This is a genomic window from Shewanella sp. SACH (genome assembly GCF_001887095.2).
GTDB lineage: Bacteria > Pseudomonadota > Gammaproteobacteria > Enterobacterales > Shewanellaceae > Shewanella > Shewanella baltica.
The window spans coordinates 1,224,248-1,231,686 of record NZ_MPDG02000001.1 but is presented as its reverse complement, the minus strand read 5'-3'; the positions used below and the strand labels follow the sequence as shown (position 1 = coordinate 1,231,686).

The following is a 7,439-nucleotide window of genomic DNA, read 5'->3' as shown; positions in this document are numbered from 1 at the left end:
TTTGGTACCCGAGGCCAGACTTGAACTGGCACGCTGTTACCAGCGAGGGATTTTAAATCCCTTGTGTCTACCGATTCCACCACTCGGGCAAACTCTTTATATTAACGACGGGAATCGTGTCATTAATACGTTAATCTATGGAGGCGCGACCCGGAGTCGAACCGAGATCGACGGATTTGCAATCCGCAGCATAGCCATTCTGCCATCGCGCCCAAACTGCCAAATTTATTAAATTTGGAGCGACATATCGGGTTCGAACCGATGACCTATACCTTGGCAAGGTATCGCTCTACCAACTGAGCTAATGTCGCTTATCATTGCGCTTAATCATTAGAAGCCATGCTATGCATGCTTTCCCCTGACTGCGGATTGGCATTCTACCGATTTAGACCTCAGAGTCAATCAACAATTTTTAAAAAATGATCTAAGCCGCATCGTTTGCCCAATAAAGCGCCACAAGTCCGCAAAGTTGATGTTTCCTTCATCAATTTAGGCTTTTTGCCGATACTGTCGTCGATGCGGCAGATGATTAAGTGAGGCAGATAAGCTGTGGTTGATTGTGAGGATTGAGTCGAACTCAATTAAGTTGCCTGAGTATAGAAAAACAAAAGCGCCCTACTGGGCGCTTGATGTGAAGATTATGCGCAGTTTTCAAGACTCCGCATAACTTACTCTGGTTATTTACGCAGCTAACTTATGCTGGTAGAGATAGCGTCGTTAAACCTAACATAGTTTGCATTACGCCAACCACTTGGCAGCTGTAACCAAACTCGTTGTCATACCATACATAAAGAATGGCACGCTTGCCTTCTGCGATAGTCGCTTGTGAATCAATCACGCCCGCGTAGCGAGAACCCACTAAATCGCTCGATACAATCTCAGTAGAGTCGGTGTAATCGATTTGATTTTGTAGTGGTGATTGCAGCGCCGTATCTTTCAGGTACTCATTCAGCTCATCTTTACTGGTTTCAGCATTCAAGTTCATGCTGATGATGGCCATAGAAACGTTCGGCGTTGGCACACGAATCGCGTTACCGGTTAACTTGCCCGCTAACACTGGCAGTGCTTTAGCAACGGCTTTCGCGGCGCCTGTTTCAGTGATCACCATGTTTAATGGTGCACTGCGGCCACGGCGGTCAGCGGTGTGATAGTTATCAATCAAGTTTTGATCGTTGGTATAAGAGTGAATCGTCTCAACGTGACCATTCTCAATACCATATTTATCATTCACGGCTTTCAGTACCGGCGTAATGGCGTTGGTCGTACAGCTTGCCGCAGAAACGATAATGTCTTCTGGGGTAATGTCGCCTTCATTCACACCGTAAACGATGTTCTTGATAGCGCCTTTTGCAGGAGCTGTCAGCAACACTTTGCTCGCGCCTGGGCTCTTAAGATGTAAACCAAGACCCGCTTCATCTTTCCAAATACCTGTGTTATCAACAACGAGTGCATCGCTGATATCGTATTTAGTGTAATCCACTTCATCAGGCGAATTCGCGTAAATCACTTGGATATAGGTACCGTTGGCGATGATGGCATTGTTCTCTTCGTCAACTTCCACAGAGCCATTGAAAGGACCATGGACTGAGTCACGGCGCAATAAACTGGCACGTTTCTCTAAATCACCTTTCTTACCGCCACGTAATACGATAGCGCGCAATCTTAACTTATTGCTGCGACCTGTGCGTTCAATCAGCAGGCGTGCTAATAAGCGACCGATACGGCCAAAACCATACAGCACGACATCACGCGGTGCGACATCATCAGCATGGTCGATGGCATCGGCCAACTCTTTTGCCATATAGTTTTCAATTTCGCTGACATCGGTGTGATCGCGCCAGTAATTGACTGCAAGCTTACCAATATCCACTTTACATTGTTTAACTGCGAGTTTGCTCAAAGCTTGAACGAAGGGGAAACTCTCGCGTAAACGTAATTTTTCACCGACATGACGACGAACTAAACGGTGCGCTTTAATGATTTCAATCGTAGAAGCATTGAGTAACGGCTTGCCGTAGACCACGACTTCAACGCCTTGGTTACGGTACAACTTGCCTAACAAAGGCTGCATTGCCTCTGCCATTTCAAAACGTTCTTGCCAACTTTGTAGGTGTTTATCAGCGCTCATTTACAGATCCTTTATCTCACTTTTCAATAAAATGTACTGAAAGGTTTGAGTAACATGACGAAAAGACCAATAATCTAATGCGGGTTTTAGGGAAAACCCTGTTTTGGTCGGCGCCATTGTAATGAAAGTCGCGCTTTGTTGCCAGTAAGATATTTTCTGTAAATCTGTAATTTTATTAGAAAAATTATCGTTTGGAGAGTGTTTTGAGACAAAATCTAGTAATAATTACATCATTTACCTTAGGGATGAGCTTTTTCGGTCTTTTCGGTTGTGATAATGACCGAAATATCTCAGCAATTTGTAAAAATAATCCTGAAATTTGTGCCGATTTGCATAAGGACGGCTGGTGTTTGGCCGAAAAAACCAAACTTATTCAGAACCGCTACGAGTTAAAAGACATCGAAAACCCCACAGGCAAACAACTCTATCTGCAATTGACCTATCTTGAGGATTACAGCCGCTGCATTGAACTCGCCTCTGGCGTGCAACATATCATCCACACCAATCGCACCGCTGATAGAGCCAGAGCCTTTAGATTAAGCACCCAGAATTTAAGTTTGCTGCAAGAGCAAACCCGCGAGCGACAAGATCCTTTCATGTCCTATTACCAATGGACGCGCTTTGGCGATACCGCGGCGCTAAATCGATTGTTAGAACATGAAAACGCCGGCGAAGTGACTGACTCTTTCTTACTTGCCCAAGTCGCCACCTATTACAGCAATCGAAATGCCATCAAAGCGCAACAACTCTATCTTAAAGTCTTTGCAGACATCCAATACGATGATTTCGACGTTAACTGGTTACTTGGGCTCGCATCAGCCTATCGCCAGCAACAGGTATTCGATAAAGCCTATATGCTGACGAAGGCAAATTTACTACTTACGCAGCAGAAGTATTCAGAGGAAAAAATGCTAGCCTTGCTCGGTGGCAATAAAACGCTGGCGACTGAACTCGATTTAAAAGCCCAAGCCCTTATCGATGCGCTAAAAAACGGGACTTATCCTCAGAGTCCAGTAAGACAATGGCTTGATCCTCAAGCGGTTGACCAAGCGCCGACGACAACCGAGGCTGTGCCGCCTGCGCCTGTCGAAAAAACAGACTAAGCAATCGATGGCAAAATGTTTGCCATCTTGTAATTTTTTACCCAATTAACGCGTAAAAAATGGTGATTTCGCGACCGATGTAAAAAAAATACCTAATTTGTTAATCAAGACAGCGGTAAAATGCCGATTTAACTTGACGATAGCTGTCAGTTTGGTAATTTTACTACCAGTTGAATTTTATAATCACCAGAGGGATATGAGATGACTATCCGTGTAGCAATAAATGGCTATGGCCGTATCGGTAGAAACGTATTACGCGCCTTGTACGAAAGCGAAAAAGCTTATCCAATCAAGATTGTCGCTATTAATGATTTAGGCGACGCTTCAATCAACGCTCACCTGACAAAATACGATTCTGTTCACGGTCGTTTCAACGCCAAAGTTGACCATGATGCCGAAGCTATTTATGTGAATGGCGATAAGATCCTCACTTTCCAAGAACGTGATCCTGCAAAACTGCCATGGGCTGAGTTGCAAGTTGACGTGGTTTTCGAATGTACTGGTATCTTCACTTCTAAAGAAACCGTTCAACCGCATTTAACCGCAGGTGCGAAGAAAGTAATTATTTCTGCTCCAGGCAAAAACGTCGATGCCACTGTTGTTTACGGTGTGAACAACAACGTGCTGACGTCAGACATGACAGTGATTTCAAATGCTTCTTGTACAACTAACTGTTTAGCGCCTTTTGCTAAGCCGTTAAATGACGAGATTGGTATTGAATCAGGCCTGATGACCACGATTCACGCTTATACCAACGATCAACGTTTATCTGACGTGTACCACACAGATTTACGTCGTGCCCGTGCAGCAGCACTGTCAATGATCCCAACTAAAACTGGCGCAGCTGCTGCTGTAGGTTTGGTTGTACCTGAATTACAAGGTAAGTTCGACGGTTTAGCGGTTCGTGTACCTACAGTTAACGTATCACTGGTGGATTTATCTTTCATCGCTGCCCGTGATACGACAGTTGAAGAAGTGAATGCCATTATCGAACGTGCTGCCAGCGTTGCGCCATTGAGCGAAGTGTTAGCGGTAAATAAAGAGCCATTAGTGTCTATCGACTTTAACCACAATGCGTTCTCTTCAAACTTTGACGCCACTCAAACCCGTGTGAACGGCCGTTTAGTGAAAGTGATGTCTTGGTATGATAACGAGTGGGGATTCAGTAACCGTATGTTAGATAACGCGGTTGCACTGATGAACGCAAAGTAATCTAGTCACTAGATTATGCGTTACTCAATCAAGCCTCGCATTTGCGGGGCTTTTTATTGCCTTAGTTTTAATAAAAACAACAGCCATAAAAAATCCCCACTCTATGGCGGGGATTTTTATCAAACAGAGAAAAAGCTAAAGAACGGGCTTAGGCATTACCCTTCACTTTCATATTCAGTGTCTTAGCAAAATCCAACATGCGCGTCAGCGGGATCAGCGCTTTAACTCTTAAGTCTTCATCCACAAAAATCTCATGGGTGGTTTTATCGCTGTCGGCGAGTGATGCTTCAATCGCCTGTAGACCGTTCATCGCCATCCAAGGACAGTGAGCGCAACTCTTACAGGTTGCGCCATTTCCGCCTGTTGGCGCTTCGATTAAGATTTTACCTGGCGCCGCCTGCTGCATTTTATAGAAGATGCCGCGATCGGTTGCCACAATAAAACGCTCATTAGGCATAGTCTGCGCCGCTTTGATCAATTGACTGGTCGAGCCAACGGCATCGGCCATCGCCACCACACTGGCTGGTGACTCAGGATGCACAAGGATAGCTGCATCTGGGTAAACGCTTTTCATATCGCGCAGCGCGTTCGATTTAAACTCGTCGTGAACGATACAATCGCCCTGCCACATCAACATTTCGGCGCCCGTCTGTTTAGCAATATAACTGCCTAAATGACGGTCTGGTCCCCAAATGATCTTTTTACCTTCGCTGTCTAAGTGCTCAACGATTTCGAGGGCAATACTAGAGGTCACCACCCAGTCGGCGCGCGCTTTAACGGCTGCCGAAGTATTGGCGTAAACCACCACAGTATGATCTGGGTGCGCGTCGCAGAAAGCACTGAACTTATCGATTGGACAACCTAAGTCCAATGAACAAGTGGCTTCTAAGGTCGGCATTAAAATGGTTTTTTCTGGGCTCAAAATCTTGGCGGTTTCGCCCATAAACTTGACCCCAGCAACGATTAAGGTTTTTGCTGGGTGATCGCGGCCAAAGCGCGCCATTTCTAAGGAGTCTGAAACGCAGCCGCCGGTTTCTTCGGCAAGGGCTTGGATTTCAGGATCGGTATAATAATGGGCAACCAGAACGGCATCTTTTTCAATGAGCAGTTGTTTGATACGCGCCTTGTAATCGGCTTTTTGCGCATCGGACAAAGGAACTGGCTTAGGCGGAAACGGGTAATCAATGGTTTCTATTGTTGGAGCAAATGGGCTGGGGGCAAACTGACTCATAACACATCCATCAGGATAACTACGTCCGGGAATTATACGTAATCGGGATCAAAAGATTAACCCATTTGTGCAAAGCAAATAAAAAAGGACGCTCTAAAGCGTCCTTTTACTGTCAAATCTGCGTGCCAGCGGCTTAGCGCATGGCCAATAACATCTCTTGCGGCTGCTCCAGATATTGTTTCCACAGATTACAGAAGCGAGCAATGGTACCGCCATCGATCACTCTGTGGTCGCCAGACCAGCTTACTTGCATGATTTGGCGGGCTTCGACTTCCCCTTTCGCATTAAAACGCGGCAAGGTTTGCAACTTACCTAAGGCCACAATCGCCACTTCAGGTTTATTGATAATAGGCGTCGCCACTGTGCCACCTAAGGCGCCAATGTTAGAGATGGAAATCGTGCCGTCTTTCAGATCCGCTGGCGCCACGCGGCCACTGCGGGCTGCTTGGGTCAGGCGGGTGATTTCTGCCGCCACTTCTAAAATGCTCTTGTCCTGCACATCTTTGATGTTTGGCACCAAGAGACCGACTTTAGAATCCACCGCCATGCCGATATTGTGGCGCGCCTTGTAAGTCAGCTCAGTGCAATCAGCATTCACTTGGCTATTCATCACAGGGAACTGACTTAACGCGAGCGACATCGACTTCATGAAGAAAGGCATCATGGTCAGCTTCACTTCATCGGACGAATACTTCACTTTCATGCTTTCACGCAGTGCGACTAAGTCTGTTAAATCAAACTCTTCGCAATAGGTAAAGTGCGGAATGCTCGACACTGATTCCACCATCATGCGTGCCATCACAGCTTTTACGCCGCGAATCGGCTCAACCGTGTCAGCGCGTTGAGTTACTGTCGATGTTGGGACTTGGGTTTGAGATGCTTGAGTCGCTTGAACTGGCGCCTCTTTTACCTGAGTCGTACTTGGAGTAGAAACATTGCTCGCGCCTTGTTGGAAGCGAGTGATGTCTTCCTTATACACACGGCCGTGCTTTCCTGTGCCAGGTACTTGGCTCAAATCGATATCTAACGACCGCGCCATTCGACGAACCGCAGGGCTGGCCAAGGCTTTACCTTGACGAGCAGGTTCTGCACTCACAATCTGCGCTGTTGGTGCCGCATTGGCCACAGTATCAGTGTTTGTTGTCGCAGGTGCAGAAGCCGCATGTTCAACTTCAATGGCAAATAAAGGCGCATGCACTTTAGCTAGCTGACCTTTGCGATAATGCAGTTTGGCAATTTTACCCGCTTTAATGGCAGGAATTTGCACCAGCGCTTTATCTGTCATCACGTCGGCAATCGGTTGATCTTCCTCAACCCAATCACCTTCGCTCACTAGCCATTCGACGAGTTCACATTCAACAATACCTTCGCCGATATCCGGTAGTAAGAATTCTTCAATGCTGACGGATGAACTGGATGACGTATTGGCAGTTGTTGCCGCCACAGGCTCAGTCACTTTTGAAGTCGTCGCAGCAGGTTCAGTCGCAATAGACTCTTCACTCGCGATTTCAACGGCACCTTCAATTTGTACGGCATAGAGCGGCGCATGCACTTTCGCAATATCGCCCTTGGCGTAATACAGCTTAGTGACCACGCCCGCAAATGGCGCAGGGATTTGCACTAGGGCTTTGTCTGTCATGACATCGGCAATCGGCTGATCTTCAACGACTGTGTCGCCTTCTTTGACCAACCATTCAACCAATTCACATTCCACTACACCTTCGCCAATATCCGGCAAAATAAAATCTTTAATCATACCGGACTC

5 protein-coding genes and 3 tRNA genes are annotated in these 7,439 nt (G+C 46.5%); 2 read left to right on the top strand and 6 right to left on the bottom strand.

What is annotated here, in order from left to right; all coding sequences use genetic code 11:
- Positions 1–2: 2 nt before the first annotated feature.
- The 4 genes from BM607_RS05370 to BM607_RS05355 all read right to left on the bottom strand — a co-directional run bounded on the left by BM607_RS05370 (position 3) and on the right by BM607_RS05355 (position 2,128).
- Positions 3–89, bottom strand: a tRNA-Leu gene (locus tag BM607_RS05370).
- A gap of 49 nt (positions 90–138) precedes the next feature.
- Positions 139–212 (bottom strand) — tRNA-Cys (locus BM607_RS05365).
- A gap of 23 nt (positions 213–235) precedes the next feature.
- Positions 236–311: transfer RNA gene (locus BM607_RS05360), tRNA-Gly, on the bottom strand.
- A 383-nt stretch (positions 312–694) separates the two neighbouring features.
- Positions 695–2,128 carry a glyceraldehyde-3-phosphate dehydrogenase gene (locus BM607_RS05355; protein ID WP_011839899.1) on the bottom strand — a complete coding sequence of 478 codons (1,434 nt, stop codon included), beginning with the start codon at positions 2,126–2,128 and terminating at the stop codon, positions 695–697.
- A 203-nt stretch (positions 2,129–2,331) separates the two neighbouring features.
- Between BM607_RS05355 and BM607_RS05350 the strand changes: the two genes are divergently transcribed.
- Positions 2,332–3,231, top strand: coding sequence for a DUF2989 domain-containing protein (locus BM607_RS05350; RefSeq protein ID WP_071939821.1), 900 nt, complete (start codon positions 2,332–2,334; stop codon positions 3,229–3,231).
- 201 nt (positions 3,232–3,432) lie between these two features.
- A complete protein-coding gene (gene gap / locus BM607_RS05345; RefSeq protein WP_006081590.1) occupies positions 3,433–4,443 on the top strand; it encodes a type I glyceraldehyde-3-phosphate dehydrogenase in 1,011 nt (336 codons plus the stop codon).
- Between the two features lie 148 nt (positions 4,444–4,591).
- Here the strand turns inward: gap and nadA are convergent, their stop codons facing one another.
- Both nadA and BM607_RS05335 read right to left on the bottom strand, forming a co-directional pair.
- The gene (nadA, locus tag BM607_RS05340; RefSeq protein WP_006081589.1) at positions 4,592–5,674 is read right to left on the bottom strand and encodes a quinolinate synthase NadA; all 1,083 of its coding nucleotides are present in this window, start codon (positions 5,672–5,674) and stop codon (positions 4,592–4,594) included.
- Positions 5,675–5,807: 133 nt separating this feature from the next.
- Complete coding sequence (locus tag BM607_RS05335) at positions 5,808–7,430, bottom strand: dihydrolipoyllysine-residue acetyltransferase (protein WP_071939820.1); 1,623 nt, start codon at positions 7,428–7,430, stop codon at positions 5,808–5,810.
- Positions 7,431–7,439: the final 9 nt, after the last annotated feature.